This window comes from uncultured Aliiroseovarius sp. (genome assembly GCF_947497285.1).
Taxonomy (GTDB): Bacteria; Pseudomonadota; Alphaproteobacteria; order Rhodobacterales; family Rhodobacteraceae; genus Aliiroseovarius.
Genome location: NZ_CANMFT010000003.1, coordinates 117,922 through 137,069, shown reverse-complemented (window position 1 = coordinate 137,069; position 19,148 = coordinate 117,922). Strand labels below are relative to the sequence as shown.

Genomic DNA, 19,148 nt, shown 5'->3' with positions numbered 1-19,148 from the left:
GAAGATATTCGCGACGTCACAGGATCAGGCCAGTCGCCCGTGACAATGCTTGAACTTCTTACCTGACCCACAGGGGCATTCTTCGTTGCGCGACGGGTTGCCCCATGTCGAAGGGTCATTTTCATTGAAGCCCTCCGCAGCATCCTGAGCATCATCAGCCGCTTTCGCCAAAGCTTGCTGCTGCTGGACCATTTGCTGCATCATTGCTTGCTGTTCTTCTTCGGACATCGGGCGAATTTGCGCCAACTTCTGCGTCACGTCTGCGCGCAACCCGTCCAAAAGGCCTTCGAACAGCTGGAAGGCCTCGGTCTTGTATTCATTCAACGGATCACGTTGGGCATAGCCACGGAACCCGACAACCGAACGAAGATGGTCAAGCGTCAAGAGATGTTCGCGCCACTTCCCGTCGATGGTTTGCAGCAAAAGCTGCTTTTCGATCGAGCGCATCGTTTCGGGGCCGAACTCTGCGGCTTTGCGCGCCATGAAGTCGTCGGACGCATCGTAGAGGCGTTCACGAATGGTATCGTCATCGACGCCTTCTTCTGCGGCCCAGTCGATAACCGGGGCTTCAAATCCAATGCTTTCAATCAGAGCGGCTTGCAGACCCTGCGTATCCCATTGATCTGCATAAGATTTTGGCGGCATGTAAGTGTCAACAAGGTCGTCGATAACCTGATGGCGCATATCTCCGATAATCTCGGACAGGTCTTCGGCTTGCATGATTTCCAGCCGCTGGCCAAAGATCGCCTTACGCTGGTCGTTCATAACGTCGTCAAACTTCAAAAGCTGCTTACGAATATCGAAGTTGCGGCCTTCGACTTTTGCCTGCGCGCGCTCCAGCGACTTGTTCACCCACGGGTGAATGATCGCCTCGCCCTCTTTCATGCCCAAGGTCGCCAGAACTTTTTCAAGCCGCTCGGATCCGAAAATCCGCATCAGGTCATCTTCGAGCGACAGGAAGAACGACGACCGGCCCGGGTCACCCTGACGGCCTGACCGGCCGCGAAGCTGGTTGTCGATACGACGGCTTTCGTGGCGTTCGGTGGCCAGAACAAACAGACCGCCGGCGTCTTTCACCGCTTGTTCATCCGCAGCGTGCGCCTCTTCAATGCGCGAGCGGATCTCGTCGGGGTTGCCGTCCGGATCTGCGGCGATGGCTTCCATCACTTTGAACTCGACGTTGCCGCCCAGTTTGATGTCGGTCCCGCGGCCCGCCATGTTGGTGGCGATGGTCACGGCACCCAGCTTGCCTGCGTCGGCCACGATCTGGGCTTCGCGTTCGTGCTGGCGGGCGTTCAAAACGTCATGTTTGATGCCCGCTTCGGTCAGCATTTTGGACAACTCCTCGGATTTCTCGATCGAAGTGGTCCCGACCAGCATAGGCTGACCTTTCTCATTTGACTTACGGATTTCTTCAACAACCGCGGCGTATTTTTCGCGCGTGGTGCGATAGACCGCGTCATGGTCGTCAATCCGGGCAATCGGGCGGTTGGTTGGCACTTCGACAACACCCAGTCCGTATATTTCGTCAAACTCGTCCGCTTCGGTCAACGCGGTGCCGGTCATGCCTGACAAGGTGCTGTAAAGACGGAAGTAGTTCTGAAATGTGACTGAGGCCAATGTCACATTCTCGGGCTGAGTCTTGCAGCCCTCCTTGGCCTCGATCGCTTGGTGAAGACCTTCGGCCAGACGCCGACCCGCCATCATGCGGCCGGTGAATTCGTCGATCAGAACGACCTCGCCATCGCGCACGATATAATCCTTGTCGCGCTGAAACAGCTTGTGGGCGCGCAGACCTTGGTTGACGTGGTGGACGATAGTGGTGCTTTCCGGGTCATACAGGGACTGTTCCGCGGGCAGCAGGCCACGCGCGTGCAGGATCTCTTCGAGAAACTCGTTGCCTTCCTCGGTGAAGGTCGCGCCGCGGTTCTTTTCGTCGATCGTATAGTGTTCGTCCGTCAGTTCGGGGATCAGCGCGTCGATGGTGACGTAAAGATCTGACCGATCCTCGGACGGGCCGGAAATGATCAGCGGCGTCCGCGCTTCGTCGATCAGGATCGAGTCGACCTCGTCCACGACGGCGAAATTATGCCCACGCTGATACATGTCCTTCAGGTCGGATTTCATATTGTCGCGCAGATAGTCGAAGCCAAGTTCGTTGTTGGTGGCATAGGTGATGTCGGACGCATAGGCCGCACGCTTTTCGTCATCGGCCTGATGGGGGTAAACGACACCGGTGGTCAGACCCAGCGCGCCATAGACCTTGCCCATCCATTCGGCATCACGTTTGGCCAGATAGTCGTTCACGGTCACGATATGAACGCCTTTGCCCGACAGCGCGTTCAGATAGGCCGGGAATGTGGCGACAAGGGTCTTACCTTCACCGGTCTTCATCTCGGCGATGTTGCCTCGGTGCAGGAATATGCCCCCCATCAACTGGGTGTCAAAAGCCCGCAGGCCCAGCGCGCGCTTGGCCCCTTCGCGGCAGTTGGCAAATGCTTCAGGCAGGATCGCGTCCAGTTTTTCGCCGTCGCTGACGCGTTTCTTGAACTCTTCGGTCTTGGCGATGATCGCGTCATCGGTCAGTGCGGCGAATTCTTCTTCCAGCGCATTGATCTTTTCAATGATTGGCCGTGTCGATTTGATCAATCGGTCGTTCTGGGTCCCGAAGACCTTGCGCGCGATTTTTCCAAGCATGTTTTTTGTGCCTCAATGCGGTTCTGACGCTGGTGTGACCAGAGGGAACTTGCCCGTCCCTGTCCAGCCGCCTATCTAGTTGCTCAAGAACCTACGCTCTCAAGCCTTCCAGCGATGTAAGCGTCGGGTGGAAAACTGTCAATGTTGCCGGGGTCTCTGGCGTCTTTCGAGGATACTATTCATGTTGAAACGCAACGCATTTTTTGTCGGCGCCGCCATATCGGCCGCCATCGCCCTTCCCTTGGCTGCACAGGAAAACAGCACGCAAACCGAAACCGCCGTCGAAAAGATCGAAGTTCAGGGCGATACGGTGGTTGCCACGGTCAATGGCGACAAGATCACCATGGCGCATGTCGTCGCTGCACGCCTGACGTTGCCCGAGCAGTTTCAATCGCTGCCGGACGACGTTCTATTGCCCGGCATCGTCGAACAGCTGATCCAGCAGACCGTTCTGAGCCAAGCCCTGGGCGAGCTAAGCCGGCGCGCAGAGATTCAGCTTGAAAACCAACGCCGCGAAATCGTCGCCGCCGAAGTGATTGATGATGTCATGGCCGACGCCGTGTCCGACGAGGCGCTGCAAGCCGCCTATGACGCTGAATATGCGGGTGCCGAACCCAGCAAGGAATTCAACGCCTCGCACATCCTTGTCGAAGAAGAAGACAAGGCCAAGGAGTTGATCGCCGAGATCGAAGGTGGTGCTGATTTCGCTGAACTTGCCAAAGAGCATTCGACCGGTCCGTCGGGCCCAAATGGCGGTGAATTGGGGTGGTTCGGTCCGGGCATGATGGTCAAGCCGTTCGAAGACGCGGTGATGGAGCTTGAGGACGGTCAGATTGCGCCCCCGGTGCAGACCCAGTTTGGCTGGCACGTGGTCAAGTTGAACGAAACCCGGATGAAGGGTGCCCCCGAGCTGGACGAGGTGCGTGAGGAGCTCGCTTCGAAAATTCAAAGTGACGCTGTCGATATTGCCCTGCAAAAGCTGCTGGATGCGGCGACAATTGATCGGATCGAGCTTGAAGGGATCGACGCGGCCGCGTTGCGTGATATGACGCTTCTGGACAACTAAGTCGCGAAGGAACCGGAAATGGGTAAGTCGGCGAAGATCAAGAAGCTCAAGAAAAAGCTGCGAAAGCTTAAGGCGCGCCTTGTTGCCGCTCAAACCCACACTGCAGCGGTGTCGCCTTTGGCGCCGCCGCGCTTTCCAGACCTGCCGGTCATTGCCGGTGCGCGGTTTTCAGCCGCCAAGGCTGGCGTGAAATACGCCGATCGGCTGGATGTCATGTTGGCCGAACTGCAACCCGGCACCACGATTGCGGGGGCCTTCACCACCTCGGCAACCCGGTCTGCCCCGGTTCGCGATTGTCAGGCCAAACTTGGCAGCGATCCCGCGTCGGGCGCGGCGATCTTGGTCAATGCAGGGAATTCGAACGCCTTTACAGGTGCGGCTGGTGATGAGTCTGTCGAAGCGCTGACCCAAAGCGTGGCCAGCGCCTTGTCAGTGCCCGAAAACAGGGTCTATTCTGCCTCAACTGGCGTGATAGGAGAGCCCCTGCCGCATGACCGGATCGTGGCTTGCATCGACGAACTTGCCGGCACGCTCGTGCCCGATGGGCTTTCCCAAGCAGCGCAAGCGATCCGAACCACGGACACGTTCGCGAAAGGTGCCAAAGCCGAGGTGAAGATCGGTGACCGCATCGTTCACATTGCAGGCATCGCAAAAGGCTCGGGCATGATCGCGCCTGATATGGCAACGATGTTGGTGTTCATCTTTACGGATGCGAAGATTGGCCAGAATGACCTGCAAGCCATGCTGTCTGATTTAAACGAAACCAGCTTCAACAGCATTACCGTCGATAGCGACACCTCGACCTCGGACACGCTTCTTCTTGCGGCCACCGGCGCTTCGGACGTCCAGGTCACACAGGACAACCAGCCGTTCCGCGCGGCCCTTCACAGCGTCATGCTGGATCTTGCCCATCAAGTCGTGCGCGACGGCGAAGGGGCGACGAAATTCGTCGAGATTCGCGTGGCTGGGGCCAGATCCTACACCGATGCACGCACGCATGCGCTGGCAATTGCAAACTCGCCACTGGTGAAAACCGCGATTGCGGGCGAAGACCCCAACTGGGGCCGTGTTGTGATGGCCATCGGGAAGTCAGGAGCTTATGCAGATCGTGACAAGCTATCGATCCGTTTTGGCGATATTCTGGTTGCCGAAAACGGCTGGGTTTCTCCGACCTATCGCGAAGAGGCTGGGGCGTCTTATATGCTGCAAGACGATCTTGTGATCGCTGTCGATCTGGGCGTTGGCGACGCCAATGCCACGGTTTGGACCTGCGACCTGACCCACGGATACATTCAGATCAACGCCGACTATCGGTCCTGATCGGCACGGAAAGGGGCTGCCATGAAAGTCGTTCTAGTCTCGGCCGTGGCGTTGATTGACCGCGATGGACGCGTGCTTCTGGCGCAGCGCCCAGAAGGGAAATCCATGGCTGGCCTGTGGGAGTTTCCGGGCGGCAAGGTCGAAGCCGGTGAAACACCCGAACACGCGCTGATCCGCGAACTGAAAGAGGAGCTTGGCATCGACACCTGGGCGTCGTGCCTTGCACCGCTGACCTTTGCCAGCCACAGCTATGATGATTTCCACTTGCTGATGCCGGTTTTTGCCTGTCGAAAATGGGACGGCCAACCGCAGCCGCAAGAAGGCCAAAAGCTTAGCTGGGCGCGCGTCAACCAGCTGCGTGACTATCCAATGCCTCCCGCGGATCTTCCCTTGATCCCCATTTTGCGCGATTGGCTGTAATCCGCTCAACACGGTCGGGTGTTAGGACTTGTTAACCGTTTCGTGCTAAGGTTGTTTTGCTATTACACCTGATAGGGGGAGATATCAGATGCTACGTACAATTTTGCTTGGAAGCTGCGTCATGGTTCAGGGTCAGTATCTGCGAAGCCTGCCGGACGGAAAAATCGTCGTCTTGGTCGAAGGGCACCAGTTTACCGGGCACCCGGTCGCGCAACGCAAAGCCGCCTGACGCAAGGTCGCAGAACCTGCGCACCACTCATAAAAAAGGGGACGGTATTCCGTCCCCTTTTGCGTTCTTTGATGCTGACCATTGGGTCGATCTAGCGTGATCACTCAAGCGAGCGTTCGACCTCTTCGCGTTCGAAGATCTCGATCACATCATCCGGGCGAATGTCATCATAGTTCTCAAATGCCATACCGCATTCCTGACCAGACTGAACTTCCTTCACCTCGTCCTTGAAGCGCTTGAGCGTCTTCAGCGTGCCTTCGTGGATCACCACGTTGTCGCGCAGAAGGCGAACACCGGCCGATCGGCGGGCAACCCCTTCGGTGACAAGACAACCGGCGACCTTGCCGACGCCCGACACCTTGAAGACCTCTTTGATCGCTGCGTAGCCAATGAAGTTCTCGCGCACCTCTGCGGACAGAAGGCCCGACGCTGCAGCTTTCACATCGTCAACAAGGTCGTAGATGATCGAGTAATAGCGGATCTCGACCCCTTTTTGGTTGGCGGAGTTGCGCGCTTGCGAATTGGCCCGAACGTTGAACCCGATCACTGGCGCACCCGAGGCTTCGGCCAAACCGATGTCGGATTCCGTGATCGCGCCGACACCATAGTGCAGAACGCGCACGCGCACTTCGTCGTTGCCGATCTTCTCCATCGCCTGAACGATGGCTTCGGCCGAACCCTGCACGTCGGCTTTGACCAGAATGGGCAGCTCGGCCACATCTTCGTCGGCCTTTGCTTTCGCCATCATCTGTTCAAGCGTGGTTGCAGCGCCCGCAGCAGCACGTTTGTCTTTCGCAGCCTGGTGGCGATATTCAGCAATCTCACGAGCCTGCGCTTCGGTTTCGACGACGTTCAGAACATCGCCGGCTTCGGGCGTGCCGTTCAGGCCAAGCACCTCGACCGGAACCGAAGGACCAGCCTCTTCGACGCGGTCCCCGTGATCGTTGACCAGTGCGCGGACTTTACCCCACTGTTCGCCAACGACGAAGATGTCGCCCAGCTTCAGCGTGCCATTCTGGACCAGCACGGTTGCCACCGGACCGCGACCCACATCAAGCTGTGCCTCGATCACGGCGCCAGCGGCAGCACGGTTCGGGTTGGCTTTCAGTTCAAGGATCTCGGCCTGAAGCGTAATCGCTTCCAGCAATTCGTCCAGACCCGCGCCCGTCACTGCGGACACTTCTACATCCTGCACGTCGCCGGACATCTTTTCGACGATCACTTCGTGTTGCAGCAACTCGGTGCGAACCTGATCCGGGTTAGCGGCAGGTTTGTCGCATTTGTTGATCGCGACGATCATCGGGACACCCGCCGCTTTCGCGTGGTTGATGGCCTCGATGGTCTGCGGCATGACCGAGTCGTCTGCCGCCACGACCAGAATGACGATATCCGTCACTTGAGCACCGCGCGCGCGCATCGACGTGAAGGCAGCGTGGCCGGGCGTGTCAAGGAAGCTCAAAAGCTTCCCGTCATCGGTTTTCACCTGATAGGCACCGATGTGCTGGGTGATGCCACCCGCTTCGCCGGCTGTCACTTTCGCGTTCCGGATCGCGTCCAGAAGCGAGGTTTTACCGTGGTCAACGTGACCCATGACGGTGATGACCGGCGGACGATCAACAAGATCTTCGCTTTTGTCTTCGACCATGTGGATGACGTCTTCAACGTCAGAATCGGACACGCGCACGACCTTGTGGCCGAACTCTTCGATGATCAGCTCGGCGGTGTCGGCATCAATGGTTTGGTTCTGCGTCACCATCATGCCCATATTCATGAGCGACTTCACAACGTCAGCGACGCGTTCGGCCATACGGTTGGCAAGCTCGGAGACCACGATGGCTTCCGGCAACTGAACGTCACGGATGACCTTTTCACGATCAACCTGTTCACCCATGGCTTTCTGCCGCGCGCGCTCCTGCTTGCGGCGCATCGAGGCGACGGAACGGTGACGATCACCACCGCCACGCAGTGCTTGATTCAGCGTCAGCTTGCCGGACCGACGGCCATCATCACGCCCAGCACCCTTGGTGTTGCGGTTTTGGCGGTCAGCCGTTGGGCCGTTGCGGTCATCTTTCTTGCGCGGGCCCGAAGGTGCCTTGCCGGGGCCGCGTTGCTCGGCGGCCTGCGCGGCTGCGGGGTCAGCGGTCGGAGTCGGCTGCTTGGCGCGGGTCTTGGCCTCTTCGGCCTCCGCTTTCTTGCGCTCTTCGTCGGCAGCTTTCGCCTTCAACGCTTCTTCGCGCTCACGCTCTTCGCGTTCTTTGGTTTCTGCTTCTTCGCGGCGGCGGTTGCGATCTTCCTCGCGCGCCTTTTCTTCGGCGACGCGGGCTTCGGCTTCCTCGGTCTCGCGGGCTTTGGCAGCCTGCAAAGCTTTCATGCGGCGTTCAAGCTCGGCATCCGAGATACCGGCGGGCCGTTTCTTGGGATCACCAGCAGAGGGCGACGCGGCGCCAGCGCCTGAAGCCGCACCCGGCTTGGGCACGACAACGCGTTTGCGTTTCGTTTCGACCACGACATTCTTCGTCCGCCCATGGCTGAAGCTCTGCTTCACCTGACCGGGGCGAGCTCCGCCGCGCAGTCCCAGGGTCTTTTTACCGTCATTATCGCTCATCTGGTCTTCGTACCTTTCCGGTGACCGTTGCCACCGTCGTTGTCTTGCTCGCGCAGCGCCTGTAGTTTCTTGGCTTCCTCTACAACACGGGATGCCAAACCACCAGACGCAAGCGCGCCATGTATCACATTTTCACGGCCAAAGGCCATACCCAGCTCATTCGCCGTCAGGCAGGTAAAGAACCGGTCCTGACCCTGCGGCGGGCGCAGTTTTGACTTGCCCCGTTCGGACCCGTCAGACGCCTGGATCAAGACGGCAGCCTGTTCTTTAACAAGCCAGTCTTTCACCTTTTCGAACCCAGCGACCGCGCGCCCTGCTTTGCGGGCAAGGCTGATCAGGTGGACCACCCGTGCCGCCAACGCTTTTTCCAGCATGGGCAGCAAATCTTCAGGCACGATCACCTGCTGTTTCGCCGCGCGGGAAAAAAGCCCCTTTTTGGTGGCCTTCTCCAGCGCTGCGCGGTCGGCTGACACCCAGATCCCGCGCCCGGGCAGTTTTCCCAACAGGTCGGGAACCACACTTCCATCCGGCCCTACGACAAAACGGATCATCCCGGCCTTTGGCTGGGTTTCTCCGGTCGCTATACAGCGCCGTTCCGGCTCTTCCGGCCGATTTTTGTGGCCACCGCGCGTCATGCGCCGATCTCCGAGGCCTGCGATCAGGCCTCGGCCTCCACAGCTGCTTCTTCGGCGTCAGCGTCAGCTTCATCTGCCTCAAGCTCGGTTGGGTCAACCCAGCCCAGCATAATACGTGCGGTCATGACCATGTCCTGCGCCTGTTCCAGCGTTATGCCGAACTTCTCAAGCGAGCCATCATCTTTCGAGCGTTCGCCGTCCATGGTCGTCCAGCCGCCGGCCAGCTCCCAGTCCGCGCAGGTGGCGAAATCTTCCAGCGACTTCACGCCATCTTCGGCCAGCGCCTCGACCATCTGAGGGGTCAGACCCTCGAAGGCGATCAGGCTGTCTTCGACACCAAGCGCGCGGGCGTTTTCCAGCGCTTTCTTGTTCTGCGCTTCGATATAGTCGCGCGCACGGGCCTGAAGCTCTTCGGCCGTGGCATCATCAACACCGTCGATCACCAACAGCTCGTCTAGTTCCACATAGGCAACCTCTTCGAGGTTTGCAAAGCCTTCGGACACCAGAAGCTGGGCAAAGAACTCGTCCAGATCCAGCGTTTCCATGAACAGTTTGGTGCGTTCGGTAAACTCTGCCTGACGACGTTCGCTTTCTTCGGCTTCCGTCATGATGTCGATATCAAGATGCGTCAGCTGCGAGGCAAGACGCACGTTTTGACCGCGACGACCAATGGCCAGAGACAGCTGCTCATCAGGCACCACGACTTCGATCTTGCCGGCTTCTTCGTCCAGGACCACCTTCGACACCTCAGCAGGCTGAAGCGCGTTCACAAGGAAGGTCGGCTGGTCTTCGTTCCACGGGATGATGTCGATCTTTTCGCCCTGAAGCTCGTTCACCACGGCTTGCACACGCGAACCACGCATACCGACACAGGCACCGACGGGGTCGATCGAGTTGTCATACGAGATCACGGCAATCTTTGCGCGCGAACCGGGATCACGGGCGACGGCCTTGATTTCGATAATGCCGTCATAGATTTCCGGCACTTCCATCTTGAACAGCTCGGCCATGAACTCGGGTGCGGTGCGCGACAGGAAAATCTGCGGGCCGCGTGCTTCACGGCGCACATCCTTGATGTAGCAACGGATGCGGTCGTTCGGGCGATAGCTTTCGCGGCCGATCTTTTCGTTGCGGCGCAGGATCGCTTCGCCCGAGCCAACATCGACGATGACGTTGCCGTATTCTTCGCGCTTGACCTGACCGTTGATGATCGTGCCCACGCGGTCTTTGAATTCTTCGAACTGGCGGTCACGCTCGGCTTCGCGAACTTTCTGCAAGATCACCTGTTTGGCGGATTGGGCGGCGATCCGACCCATTTCAACCGGCGGCACTTCTTCGACCAGCTGGTCACCCACTTTGGGGTCATCCATATATTGTTTGGCCTGTTCGACTGTGAACTCGGCCTGATAGTTTTCCAGCTCCTCATCTTCGACCACGGTGCGCACACGGGTGAAGGTCGCGCGGCCCGTCTTGCGATCAATCGAGACACGAATGTCCATTTCCGCGCCGTAACGCGATTTGGCGGCCCGGGCGAGGCTTTCTTCCATGGCTTCGATGACCAAAACCGGGTCGATCATTTTTTCGCGGGCGACAGCTTCCGCGGTCTGGAGCAGCTCCAACTGGTTTGCAGACGTAATTGCCATGGTCTCAGTCCTCCTCAGAACCGGTGATTTCTTGAATTTCATCAAACTGGGCTTCGTCGATTTGCCCAGCATCCTTGCGTTGGCGCAGGGCCTCGCGAATAAGGTCATCCGTCAGAACCAGCTTGGCTTCTGACAGCCAATCGAAGTCCAGACCGATCGTAACGGGTTCGCCGTGGTTTTCGATTTCGATCAGCACTTCGTTGCCTTCGACACCGGCGAGCGTTCCCTTGAACCGCTTGCGTCCGTCGATCAGCTCTGATGTTTCGATCTTGGCGACATTGCCGCTCCAGGCTTCGAAATCTTTCAGGCGCGTCAGGGGACGATCAACGCCGGGCGACCCAACTTCGAGCGTATAGTTGTCTTCGATCGGGTCTTCGACATCCATGATCGCGCTGACCGCGGTCGAAATCTCGGCGCATTCATCGACTTCGATACCGCCTTCGGGGCGTTCGGCCATGATCTGCAATGTGGGCGTGTTGCCACCCATCAGGCGCAGGCGCACAAGCTCGAACCCCATCCCTTCGATCACGGGTTGGACGATATCGGCCAGACGTCGGTCGATCGCTGCTTTGGCAACAAGGTTGCTCACACATCTCTCCAAAACAAAAAAACGGGCCAGCGGGCCCGTCGGAATTTCCGGTGGAGCTTCGGGGGTGGAGGCCGAAGCACCGCTGTTGAAAAGGGATATAGGTCAGAAGGCATCCGGATGCAAGCTGAGTCTCTAAACCCCCAAAGTGTCGCGCTGTCGGGCCAGCTTCTCCATCGTGCGCACCAGTTCGTCAGCGATACCGCGTTCTGACAAGGCATGACCAGCCATGTGGATCATGCGCAGTTCGGACGACGGCCAGCGTTGGTGCAGCGTCCACGCTGTTGTGGGCGGACAGATCATGTCATGACGCCCCTGCACGATCGTGCCCGGAATATGGGCGATACGCGGCATTCCGCGCAGGATGTGGCCATCTTCGTTCAAAAAGGCACCGTTGGTGAAATAGTGGTTTTCCAGCCGGGCAAAAGCACGGGCATAGTCGGCAGGGCTTTCGATCATCGCACCCGTATTGTGGATCGACGCCAGCGCATTTTCCCACCCCGTCCACGCCTTGGCAAAGCGAGCCTCCTCCCGGTAGTCGCCTGAAAACAGGCGGCGATTATATGCCGCAATCATGTTGTAGCGCTCAGCTTCGGGAATCATCTCTTCAAAGCGGCTCCAAAGTTCGGGCCAGAAGCGCCCGGCACCGCCGCCATAGAACCAGTCAAGTTCAGCTTTCGTGGCCAGAAACACACCACGCAGGACAAGCCATGCCACTTGGGCGGGGTGTTCCTGAGCATAAATCAGAGCAAGCGTCGCACCCCAGCTGCCACCAAACACGATCCAGCGGTCAATGCCCAATGTCAGGCGAATATGCTCGATATCTCGGATCAGATGCCATGTGGTGTTGGCTTCGATACTGGCATGCGGACGCGACCGGCCGCAGCCACGCTGGTCAAACAGGATGATGCGATACTGCTCTGGGTCAAAGAACCGCCGCATCGCGGGTGACGACCCACCCCCCGGTCCACCATGCAGAACAACAACCGGTATTCCGTGCGGATTGCCGCTTTGCTCGACATACAGCCTATGCCCATCGCCCACATCCAACATCCGCCGATCAAAGGGGTCGATCGAGCGAAAGAGCCTTTGCGTGGCGTTGTTTTTTCCAGCGGCCTTGTCCATATGTCCTCTATATAATGGTGCGAACGTGCCTGCCATCAGAAAGAAAGCCCCGTCATGAGCGCAGAAGCCAAAACAACTGTCGATCCCGCCGAAGTCGCCAAGTTCGAAGCCATGGCCGCCGAATGGTGGGACCCGACCGGCAAGTTCAAACCGCTGCACATGATGAACCCGGTGCGTCTGGATTATATCACAAACCAGATCGCTGCTGAATTCGGTCGTGATCTGAATGATATCATGCCGTTCAAGGGGTTGCGCCTTCTGGATATCGGGTGTGGCGGCGGGCTTTTGTCAGAGCCCATGGCGCGCCTTGGCGCCACGGTGATTGGCGCGGATGCCGCACCGCGCAATATTCCGGTGGCGCAGCTACATGCCGAACAAATGGGGCTCAAGATCGACTATCGCCACACCACAGCCGAAGCGATGGCCGATGCGGGCGAGCAGTTTGATGTCGTTCTGAACATGGAAGTGGTCGAACATGTCGCCGATCCCCTGGCCTATCTGACGGCGTGCCAGCAACTGCTGAAACCCGGCGGGCTGATGGTGGCGTCGACAATCAATCGCAATCCGAAGAGCTTCATGGTCGCGATCGTCGGGGCCGAGCATGTAATGCGCTGGCTGCCCAAGGGAACGCATGAATGGTCCAAATTCATCACCCCGGACGAACTGGTTGCGCTGATCGATAGCGCGGGTCTGCGCGTCGTTGACCGCAAAGGCATGGTGTTCAGCCCGCTTGGTTGGAGCTGGTCAATCTCGGACACGGATCTGTCAGTGAACTATGCCGTCGCCTGTGTGAAACCCAAAGGCTAAAGCCGCACAGCGCGCCTAGCCGTCATCAGGTGGGCGAAACGCGCTGATCGTGGTTTCCAAGGCTGCAAAACCCGCCCGACGGTATAGTCGCCCGGCGTCGCTTTCTGCGTTTGCCACAATCACAGCCAATGCATCAGGCGCCCGCGCTCGCGCCCAATCAAGGCTCGCACAAAGAAGGGCCGAACAGATTCCTTGGCGCCGATGGTCGAAATGCGTCTGCACTGACTGATAGCGGATCAGCCGATCGTTATGAAAGATGCCCATATCACCGACCAGATCGGCCCCACGAAAAGCCCCGAACCACTGGCCCATCCGCTTTTCGATCTGGGCCCACCGCCCTTTCGAGCGTTTGGACAGGAAGCTGTCCATGCCGCGAACCGGCATCTTGTCGGCCAGCAGATCACGCTTAGAGATCGCCTCGCTCTGCGCCCAGTCCGCAGCGCTCACAAGCGGTCGAATGGTGAGGCCCTTTGGGGCGCTGGCACGGTTTAGCTGTCCGCGCAGGGCCAGCGTTTCGGATTGCTCGACGACCAGATCGGTTTGAGCAAAAACCGTCCTGACATGGTCAAGCGGCAAATTTGGAATATCCCAGCCAAGGCAGATGTGCCGGGCATGCGGAAGATCCCCGTGGAAGCCGTCGATCACTTGCGCTGCGTCGCGTGGCGGATCACGAAACAGCACCCGGTTCCCGAACCAGAAATTCGGCTCGGCCGGCGTGGTCTGTATGATGCGGTCTGGCAGGTCCACAACGTCGCATTGGCCCGCCTGAACCATCAAGTCGGTGTCAAATTCAAGCGCCCTCATTCCAAATCGCTGAACAGCTGGCGCATTTCGCGCAGCACGGGAAGCACGTTTCGCACCTTCTCGGGTCCGATTTTGGTGACCATGTTGGCGATAATCGGTGTGATGGCCAGAAGGGCGACATCACGCGCTGACCGACCCGACGGCGAGATCGACACAAATTTACGGCGCGCGTCGTCCCAGTCGGGGCGGATATGAACGTGTCCGGCCCATTCCAGCTTGCTCAAGGTATTGGTCATGGCGCCACGCGTGACATGAAACGCCTTCGCCAATTGGGCAGGGCTTTTTTCCTCGTTCACCCGGGCCAGATGGTTGAGCACTGAAAAATGGCTCAGCTCCATCCCTTTTGGCAAGGCTTTCGAAAGGCGGTTGCGCGCCAGCTGGTCTGCCATGAACATTTCGCTGAATAGGGCGACCGAAAGGGTTTCAACCGAACTTTCTGACATCAGGGGCCCTCTATTTCGCGATCATGGTTCAATGACGGCACGCGTCGGCGCGACTGTTCCACGTCCGCTAGATCAAGATCAACCATTGTGATGCCCGGCACCTCGCCACCATCCGCCAAAACCTCTCCCCATGGGGAAACCACAAGCGAATGCCCATGCGTCGCGCGGGCTGGCCCGTTCTGTCCGCATTGCGCCGGGGCAAGAATGAACACACCGTTTTCGATCGCGCGCGCGCGCAGCAGGCTTTCCCAGTGCGCTTTGCCGGTGACGGGAGAGAATGCGGCTGGCACAGTAATGATTGTCGCGCCCGCCTTCGCAAGGCGGCGATACAAATGTGGAAACCGCATATCGTAACAGATCGTCATGCCGATTTTCGCAAACTCCGTGTCGGCGACAACCGCCTTGGTGCCCGGACGATAGGCTGCGCTTTCGCGGTAGGTCTCTGTTTCGTCGATCTGCACGTCGAACATGTGGATCTTGTCATAGCGCGCAACCACCGACCCATCAGGCGAAATCAGAAAAGAGCGGTTGGCAAAGCGCCCATCTTCATCGCCTGCCTTGATCGCAAGCGAGCCGATCAGAAGCCAGACGCCCAGCGCGCGGGCCTCTTCGCGCAGGCGAGCCAGAAAGGGATCGTCCTGCTCCGCATGAAGCACCTTGTTTTGATGGCGGCGACTGGTCGAAATGATGTTCGAGACTTCGGGCGTCAGGATAAAACGCGCACCTGCCTGCGCTGCGTCACGGATCATGGTGCGAACAACGGCCAGATTGGTTTGGGGATCGTCGCCTGCCGTGAACTGGATCAGCGCAACCTTCATGCCCTACGCAGCCAAAAGTGGGTCAAGTTTGCCTTCGCGCTCTAGCGCATACAGCTCGTCGCAGCCCCCGACATGGGTGTCACCGATAAAGATCTGCGGCACGGTGTGGCGCCCATGCGCGCGCGACATCATTTCCTGTCGCTTGTCGGGGTTCATCGCCACGTCGATTTCGTCGAACGCGATGTCTTTGCTGGTCAAAAGCCGCTTTGCCGCATGGCAAAAGCCGCATAATTGCGTCGTGTAGATCGTAACTGGCTTCATCTGCCGCTCCGCTTACTGCCCAATCGGTGGTGTCTGAACTATAAGGATCTAGGCATCACGCGCAACGCGGGCAAGGGCAAGCACCTGAACCGATTTCGCGCCCGCGTCCAGACACGCGTGGGTTGCCGCGTCGAAGGTGGCGCCCGAGGTCATGACATCGTCAAGGACAAGAACGTTCCGCCCGGCCAGAACCTTGCCATGCTTTGGGTGCGCAAGAACAGCGTTTTGCATATTTGCGAACCGGGTTTCGGCGTCCATGCCTTCGTGCGGGCGGGTGCGCTTGTGCCTGCATAAGGCGTCCGGCTGGTGGTCAAGGCACAGGGTGCGCGCCAAGGCCCGTCCAAGCTCTGCAGATTGGTTATAGCGACGCTTCAGCCGCCTTGACCAATGGATCGGAACCGGCACGATCAACGTGTCGGCAAGAAGCAATGGTGTAGCAGCACGCGCCAGCCAAGGCGCAGACGCGCGCGCCAGCTCTGGTCGATCTCCGTGCTTGAGCGCCAAGACCAAACGCCGTGCGTTCCCCTTGTATAGCAACGCCGCCCGACCCCGCGACCAGGGTCGCTGGGTCGCAAGGCAGGCGTCGCAATAATCTTCGTGCCCATCCGCTTCGCCGGGCAAAGGATCACCGCACAGATCGCAGACATGTCCTTCGATGAACGGAGTTTCCCGCCAACAAGCCCCGCAAAGGGCAAAATCCGTTTCCGTTGGTGCATCGCAGCTAATACATTTCGGCGGGTAAAGGACGCTCAGCACCGATTGCATTTTTTATCCTTCCATCTATGGTCCGCGCCCATGACACGGCCAGATCCGGATACACCGCCAAACCTTACCGACCTTGGCCAGCTTGCGCAGAACCGCAAACGCGCCCGCACAAGCGGGATGTTCCTGCACGAACTTGCCGCGGATGAAGTCAAGGATCGCCTAACAGAGGTTAACAGAACGTTTACCAAGCCGGCGATTGTGACAGGTTTTCCAGAAATCTGGTCCAACGCCTTCCCCGATGCCAAGATTGTAGCTGATCAGGATGTGCTCGATCTGGATCAAGGCGCTCATGATCTGGTCGTTCACGGCTTATCGCTGCACTGGTCCAACGACCCGGTCGGGCAGCTGATACAAGCCAAACGCGCGCTGAAACCCGACGGACTTTTCATGGCCGTCCTGTTTGGCGGACAAACCTTGGCTGAACTGCGCGCCATTTTGTCCGAAGTCGAAATCGCCCAGACTGGCGGCCTGTCGCCCCGCGTGCTCCCGATGGGAGAGATCCGCGACCTTGGCGCGCTGCTACAACGGGCAGGCTTTGCGCTTCCGGTAGCGGACAGCGATTTGAGAGAGGTCACCTATGGTTCTGCCACTGCCCTTTTTCGCGATCTGAGACTGATGGGAGAGCGAAATGCGCTGGAACAGAGACTGAAGTCGCCACTCACGCGCGCTTTCTTACAAGAGATAGAGTCGCGCTATGCAGCGCATTTTCCAGCCGACCAGAACCGCATTTCAGCAAGCTTCGATTTGGTGTTTCTGACCGGCTGGGTCCCGGATGGCAGTCAGCCAAAGCCACTTCGGCCCGGATCAGCCGCCGCACGGCTTGCCGACGCGCTTGGCACCGACGAAAGCAAATTGCCCGATTGACACCAGACCCGTGTCCCGCGATTGATCCAAGGTGCGAAACGGAGCGTAACCATGATTATGAAAAGACCTGCTGATCACCCCACAATGCCCGCCCGCAAGGTCGGCGTTCTGTTCGCCAATCTGGGCACGCCCGACGGCTATGATTATTGGTCCATGCGCCGCTATCTGAACGAGTTTCTGTCGGACAAGCGGGTGATCGACTACCCCGCGTGGAAATGGCAGCCGATCCTGCAGGGCATCATCCTGACCAAACGCCCCTTTTCGTCAGGCGAGGCATACAAGTCGATCTGGAACGAAGATCTGGACGAAAGCCCGCTGATGACCATCACAAAGCAACAGGCCGACAAGCTGCGCGCCGGGTTGGAAAAGCGGTTTGGGGCAGAAGTCGTGACTGATTATTGCATGCGCTATGGCAACCCTTCTACCAAATCGAAGGTGCAGGAAATGGTGGCCGCAGGCTGCGACCGCATTCTGTTTTTTCCGCTGTATCCACAATACGCGGGCGCGACGATGGGCACAGCAAACGACCAGTTCTTCCGCGCCCTGATGGAGGAAGCCTGGCAACCGGCGAGCCGGACCATCACGCCCTATTTCGACGACCCCGCCTATATCGACGCGCTGGCGCAGTCGGTCGAACGCGGCTATGCCGCAATGCCCAAGCGACCTGATCTATTGGTTGTGTCCTATCACGGCATGCCCGAACGCTATTTGAAGCAAGGTGATCCCTATCACTGCCAGTGCCAGAAAAGCACCCGCTTGCTGCAAGAGCGCTTGGGCTGGGACGAGGCAGACATCACAACCACCTTCCAATCCGTTTTCGGACCCGAAGAATGGCTCAAGCCCTACACCGTGAAAGAGGTCGCGCGGCTTGCTGAAACCGGCAAGAAGAACATCGCTGTAATCGCGCCTGCCTTCTCGGCGGATTGCATCGAAACGCTTGAGGAAATTCAGGAAGAAATTCAGGAGGCTTTCGTCGAGGCGGGCGGTGAAAGTTTCACCTATATTCCCTGTCTGAATGACGACGACGCCCATATCGAGGCCCTGATTGGTGTCGCCGCTCGCAATCTGTCAGGTTGGCTGGAATAGGCTCTAATCCACCTGCCAACCGCGACGGGCAAGGGTTTTCAGGATCTGGTCTTCACAATCTTCGGCATCCGCGCGAATGGCATTCATCATGGTGAACCAGTAGAGATACCGATCAAATTCGGGCTGCGACCCCAACGCCGCGGTAAAGGCATCGTCGATGCCCAAGTCGTGCGTGTTCGATGCAATATGGTGAAAATCTATCTTGCCAAACAACACTGCGGGCTTGTGGAAAAAATAGCCGAAGAACGCGGCGGATGAGTTTTGCGTGACCACAAGCCGACAGGTTTTCAGCGCCTGCGTCATGTCGCCTGTCGTGATCGTCAAATTCGGGTGTTTCTGGCGCAGGCCATCCAGGGCAAGACGTTCCTTTTCGGAATACACCTCGCCGGGGTGAAGCCCTGCCAGAATGACATGCGCCGGGAACCGGGTCGCGGTTAGGTCCAACATCTCGACCGGACTTGTGGATTGAAAGCTTCGTTGACGCAGCAGCTTTCCCTGAAGCGGCACATAAATCGGGCCGTCGCGAGACACCGCTTTCGCCTCCCCTTTGAACAACCACTTCCGCCACTTGTCTGCCCAATCGGTTGCAGCCGCGCCATCAATGGTTGCCGCATCAAATGGCGTCTGGGCAACTTCGAACTCCCAACGCTTTGCCGACGCCTCGATCCGCCAGAAGGGGTAGAAGTAACTGCGCCTCATGGTCAGCGCCTTGGCGTGAATCGGATCGTCCATCAAGAACAGAGAGTAGCCCTTACGACCGGCCGATTTCAGCCGCTCTACGTCACTATTCTTGCGAAACTCGATGCGAAACCCGCGTGGCTCCAACGCATTTGCGATCCGGTTAACGAAGTTGAATCCTCCATTCCGCGCATGATCCAACATGTCGGGATTAAGATAAACGCGAAGGATTTTCTTTTCGGCCATGGCTGCACGCTAGCCCTGAGCAGCAACAAGAACAAGCCGAGGTGCTTGTC

The 19,148-nt window shown here is 58.4% G+C and carries 19 protein-coding genes; 7 read left to right on the top strand and 12 right to left on the bottom strand.

Translation table 11 applies throughout. The features are described 5' to 3' along the window. Positions 1-24: 24 nt before the first annotated feature. Positions 25-2,697, bottom strand: a complete 2,673-nt coding sequence (gene secA / locus Q0864_RS06240) for a preprotein translocase subunit SecA (RefSeq protein ID WP_298566935.1) — start codon at positions 2,695-2,697, stop codon at positions 25-27. Positions 2,698-2,878: 181 nt separating this feature from the next. Between secA and Q0864_RS06235 the strand changes: the two genes are divergently transcribed. The 4 genes from Q0864_RS06235 (at position 2,879) to Q0864_RS06220 (ending at position 5,732) form a co-directional block, all read left to right on the top strand. Next, a complete protein-coding gene (locus tag Q0864_RS06235) occupies positions 2,879-3,763 on the top strand; it encodes a peptidylprolyl isomerase (protein WP_298566934.1) in 885 nt (294 codons plus the stop codon). Between the two features lie 18 nt (positions 3,764-3,781). Then, a complete protein-coding gene (gene argJ, locus Q0864_RS06230) occupies positions 3,782-5,083 on the top strand; it encodes a bifunctional glutamate N-acetyltransferase/amino-acid acetyltransferase ArgJ (protein ID WP_298566933.1) in 1,302 nt (433 codons plus the stop codon). Between the two features lie 21 nt (positions 5,084-5,104). After that, positions 5,105-5,503 carry an 8-oxo-dGTP diphosphatase MutT gene (mutT, locus tag Q0864_RS06225; protein ID WP_298566932.1) on the top strand — a complete coding sequence of 133 codons (399 nt, stop codon included), beginning with the start codon at positions 5,105-5,107 and terminating at the stop codon, positions 5,501-5,503. Positions 5,504-5,591: 88 nt separating this feature from the next. Beyond that, positions 5,592-5,732, top strand: coding sequence for a hypothetical protein (locus Q0864_RS06220; protein WP_298566931.1), 141 nt, complete (start codon positions 5,592-5,594; stop codon positions 5,730-5,732). Positions 5,733-5,832: 100 nt separating this feature from the next. Here the strand turns inward: Q0864_RS06220 and infB are convergent, their stop codons facing one another. From infB to pip, 5 genes are all read right to left on the bottom strand, one after another. Further along, on the bottom strand, positions 5,833-8,337 hold the full coding sequence (gene infB / locus Q0864_RS06215; protein ID WP_298566929.1) for a translation initiation factor IF-2: 2,505 nt from the start codon (positions 8,335-8,337) through the stop codon (positions 5,833-5,835). Beyond that, positions 8,334-8,972, bottom strand: a complete 639-nt coding sequence (locus Q0864_RS06210; RefSeq protein WP_298566928.1) for an RNA-binding protein — start codon at positions 8,970-8,972, stop codon at positions 8,334-8,336. The genes infB and Q0864_RS06210 overlap by 4 nt, the downstream gene beginning before the upstream one ends. 23 nt (positions 8,973-8,995) lie before the next feature. Next, positions 8,996-10,615, bottom strand: coding sequence for a transcription termination factor NusA (gene nusA, locus Q0864_RS06205; RefSeq protein ID WP_298566927.1), 1,620 nt, complete (start codon positions 10,613-10,615; stop codon positions 8,996-8,998). Positions 10,616-10,619: 4 nt separating this feature from the next. Continuing rightward, on the bottom strand, positions 10,620-11,204 hold the full coding sequence (gene rimP / locus Q0864_RS06200) for a ribosome maturation factor RimP (protein ID WP_298566926.1): 585 nt from the start codon (positions 11,202-11,204) through the stop codon (positions 10,620-10,622). 132 nt (positions 11,205-11,336) lie between these two features. Next, the gene (pip, locus tag Q0864_RS06195; protein ID WP_298566925.1) at positions 11,337-12,326 is read right to left on the bottom strand and encodes a prolyl aminopeptidase; all 990 of its coding nucleotides are present in this window, start codon (positions 12,324-12,326) and stop codon (positions 11,337-11,339) included. A gap of 54 nt (positions 12,327-12,380) precedes the next feature. Here pip and ubiG point away from each other — a divergent pair, with 54 nt between their 5' ends. Continuing rightward, positions 12,381-13,133, top strand: coding sequence for a bifunctional 2-polyprenyl-6-hydroxyphenol methylase/3-demethylubiquinol 3-O-methyltransferase UbiG (ubiG, locus tag Q0864_RS06190; protein ID WP_298566924.1), 753 nt, complete (start codon positions 12,381-12,383; stop codon positions 13,131-13,133). Positions 13,134-13,148: 15 nt separating this feature from the next. Here the strand turns inward: ubiG and Q0864_RS06185 are convergent, their stop codons facing one another. The 5 genes from Q0864_RS06185 to Q0864_RS06165 are packed head-to-tail and all read right to left on the bottom strand — an operon-like array spanning position 13,149 to position 16,224. Further along, positions 13,149-13,937 (bottom strand): GNAT family N-acetyltransferase, encoded by a 789-nt coding sequence (locus Q0864_RS06185; protein WP_298566923.1) that lies wholly within the window; start codon positions 13,935-13,937, stop codon positions 13,149-13,151. Further along, the gene (locus Q0864_RS06180) at positions 13,934-14,380 is read right to left on the bottom strand and encodes a MarR family transcriptional regulator (protein ID WP_298566921.1); all 447 of its coding nucleotides are present in this window, start codon (positions 14,378-14,380) and stop codon (positions 13,934-13,936) included. Before Q0864_RS06180 ends, Q0864_RS06185 begins: the two co-directional genes overlap by 4 nt. Continuing rightward, the gene (locus Q0864_RS06175; RefSeq protein ID WP_298566920.1) at positions 14,380-15,198 is read right to left on the bottom strand and encodes a carbon-nitrogen hydrolase family protein; all 819 of its coding nucleotides are present in this window, start codon (positions 15,196-15,198) and stop codon (positions 14,380-14,382) included. Before Q0864_RS06175 ends, Q0864_RS06180 begins: the two co-directional genes overlap by 1 nt. Before the next feature lie 3 nt (positions 15,199-15,201). Beyond that, complete coding sequence (grxC, locus tag Q0864_RS06170; protein WP_298566919.1) at positions 15,202-15,459, bottom strand: glutaredoxin 3; 258 nt, start codon at positions 15,457-15,459, stop codon at positions 15,202-15,204. A 48-nt stretch (positions 15,460-15,507) separates the two neighbouring features. After that, positions 15,508-16,224 (bottom strand): ComF family protein, encoded by a 717-nt coding sequence (locus Q0864_RS06165; protein WP_298566918.1) that lies wholly within the window; start codon positions 16,222-16,224, stop codon positions 15,508-15,510. 30 nt (positions 16,225-16,254) lie between these two features. On the opposite strand from Q0864_RS06165, the gene Q0864_RS06160 reads away from it, so the two are divergent. Both Q0864_RS06160 and hemH read left to right on the top strand, forming a co-directional pair. Then, positions 16,255-17,088, top strand: coding sequence for a methyltransferase domain-containing protein (locus Q0864_RS06160; RefSeq protein WP_298566917.1), 834 nt, complete (start codon positions 16,255-16,257; stop codon positions 17,086-17,088). A 51-nt stretch (positions 17,089-17,139) separates the two neighbouring features. Further along, positions 17,140-18,174: a ferrochelatase gene (gene hemH, locus Q0864_RS06155; protein ID WP_298566916.1), complete on the top strand. Its 1,035-nt coding sequence runs from the start codon at positions 17,140-17,142 to the stop codon at positions 18,172-18,174. 3 nt (positions 18,175-18,177) lie between these two features. On the opposite strand, the gene Q0864_RS06150 is transcribed toward hemH, so the two are convergent. Next, on the bottom strand, positions 18,178-19,098 hold the full coding sequence (locus Q0864_RS06150; protein WP_298566915.1) for a hypothetical protein: 921 nt from the start codon (positions 19,096-19,098) through the stop codon (positions 18,178-18,180). Between the last annotated feature and the right edge of the window lie 50 nt (positions 19,099-19,148).

Coding starts and splice junctions, on each gene's coding strand:
- Q0864_RS06185 (WP_298566923.1), bottom strand. CDS start 13,937: ATGAGGGCGCTTGAATTTGACACCGACTTGATGGTTCAGGCGGGCCAA.
- Q0864_RS06175 (WP_298566920.1), bottom strand. CDS start 15,198: ATGAAGGTTGCGCTGATCCAGTTCACGGCAGGCGACGATCCCCAAACC.
- mutT (WP_298566932.1), top strand. CDS start 5,105: ATGAAAGTCGTTCTAGTCTCGGCCGTGGCGTTGATTGACCGCGATGGA.
- pip (WP_298566925.1), bottom strand. CDS start 12,326: ATGGACAAGGCCGCTGGAAAAAACAACGCCACGCAAAGGCTCTTTCGC.
- Q0864_RS06235 (WP_298566934.1), top strand. CDS start 2,879: ATGTTGAAACGCAACGCATTTTTTGTCGGCGCCGCCATATCGGCCGCC.
- grxC (WP_298566919.1), bottom strand. CDS start 15,459: ATGAAGCCAGTTACGATCTACACGACGCAATTATGCGGCTTTTGCCAT.
- Q0864_RS06210 (WP_298566928.1), bottom strand. CDS start 8,972: ATGACGCGCGGTGGCCACAAAAATCGGCCGGAAGAGCCGGAACGGCGC.
- argJ (WP_298566933.1), top strand. CDS start 3,782: ATGGGTAAGTCGGCGAAGATCAAGAAGCTCAAGAAAAAGCTGCGAAAG.
- Q0864_RS06165 (WP_298566918.1), bottom strand. CDS start 16,224: ATGCAATCGGTGCTGAGCGTCCTTTACCCGCCGAAATGTATTAGCTGC.
- secA (WP_298566935.1), bottom strand. CDS start 2,697: ATGCTTGGAAAAATCGCGCGCAAGGTCTTCGGGACCCAGAACGACCGA.
- nusA (WP_298566927.1), bottom strand. CDS start 10,615: ATGGCAATTACGTCTGCAAACCAGTTGGAGCTGCTCCAGACCGCGGAA.
- Q0864_RS06220 (WP_298566931.1), top strand. CDS start 5,592: ATGCTACGTACAATTTTGCTTGGAAGCTGCGTCATGGTTCAGGGTCAG.
- Q0864_RS06180 (WP_298566921.1), bottom strand. CDS start 14,380: ATGTCAGAAAGTTCGGTTGAAACCCTTTCGGTCGCCCTATTCAGCGAA.
- infB (WP_298566929.1), bottom strand. CDS start 8,337: ATGAGCGATAATGACGGTAAAAAGACCCTGGGACTGCGCGGCGGAGCT.
- Q0864_RS06150 (WP_298566915.1), bottom strand. CDS start 19,098: ATGGCCGAAAAGAAAATCCTTCGCGTTTATCTTAATCCCGACATGTTG.
- Q0864_RS06160 (WP_298566917.1), top strand. CDS start 16,255: ATGACACGGCCAGATCCGGATACACCGCCAAACCTTACCGACCTTGGC.
- hemH (WP_298566916.1), top strand. CDS start 17,140: ATGATTATGAAAAGACCTGCTGATCACCCCACAATGCCCGCCCGCAAG.
- ubiG (WP_298566924.1), top strand. CDS start 12,381: ATGAGCGCAGAAGCCAAAACAACTGTCGATCCCGCCGAAGTCGCCAAG.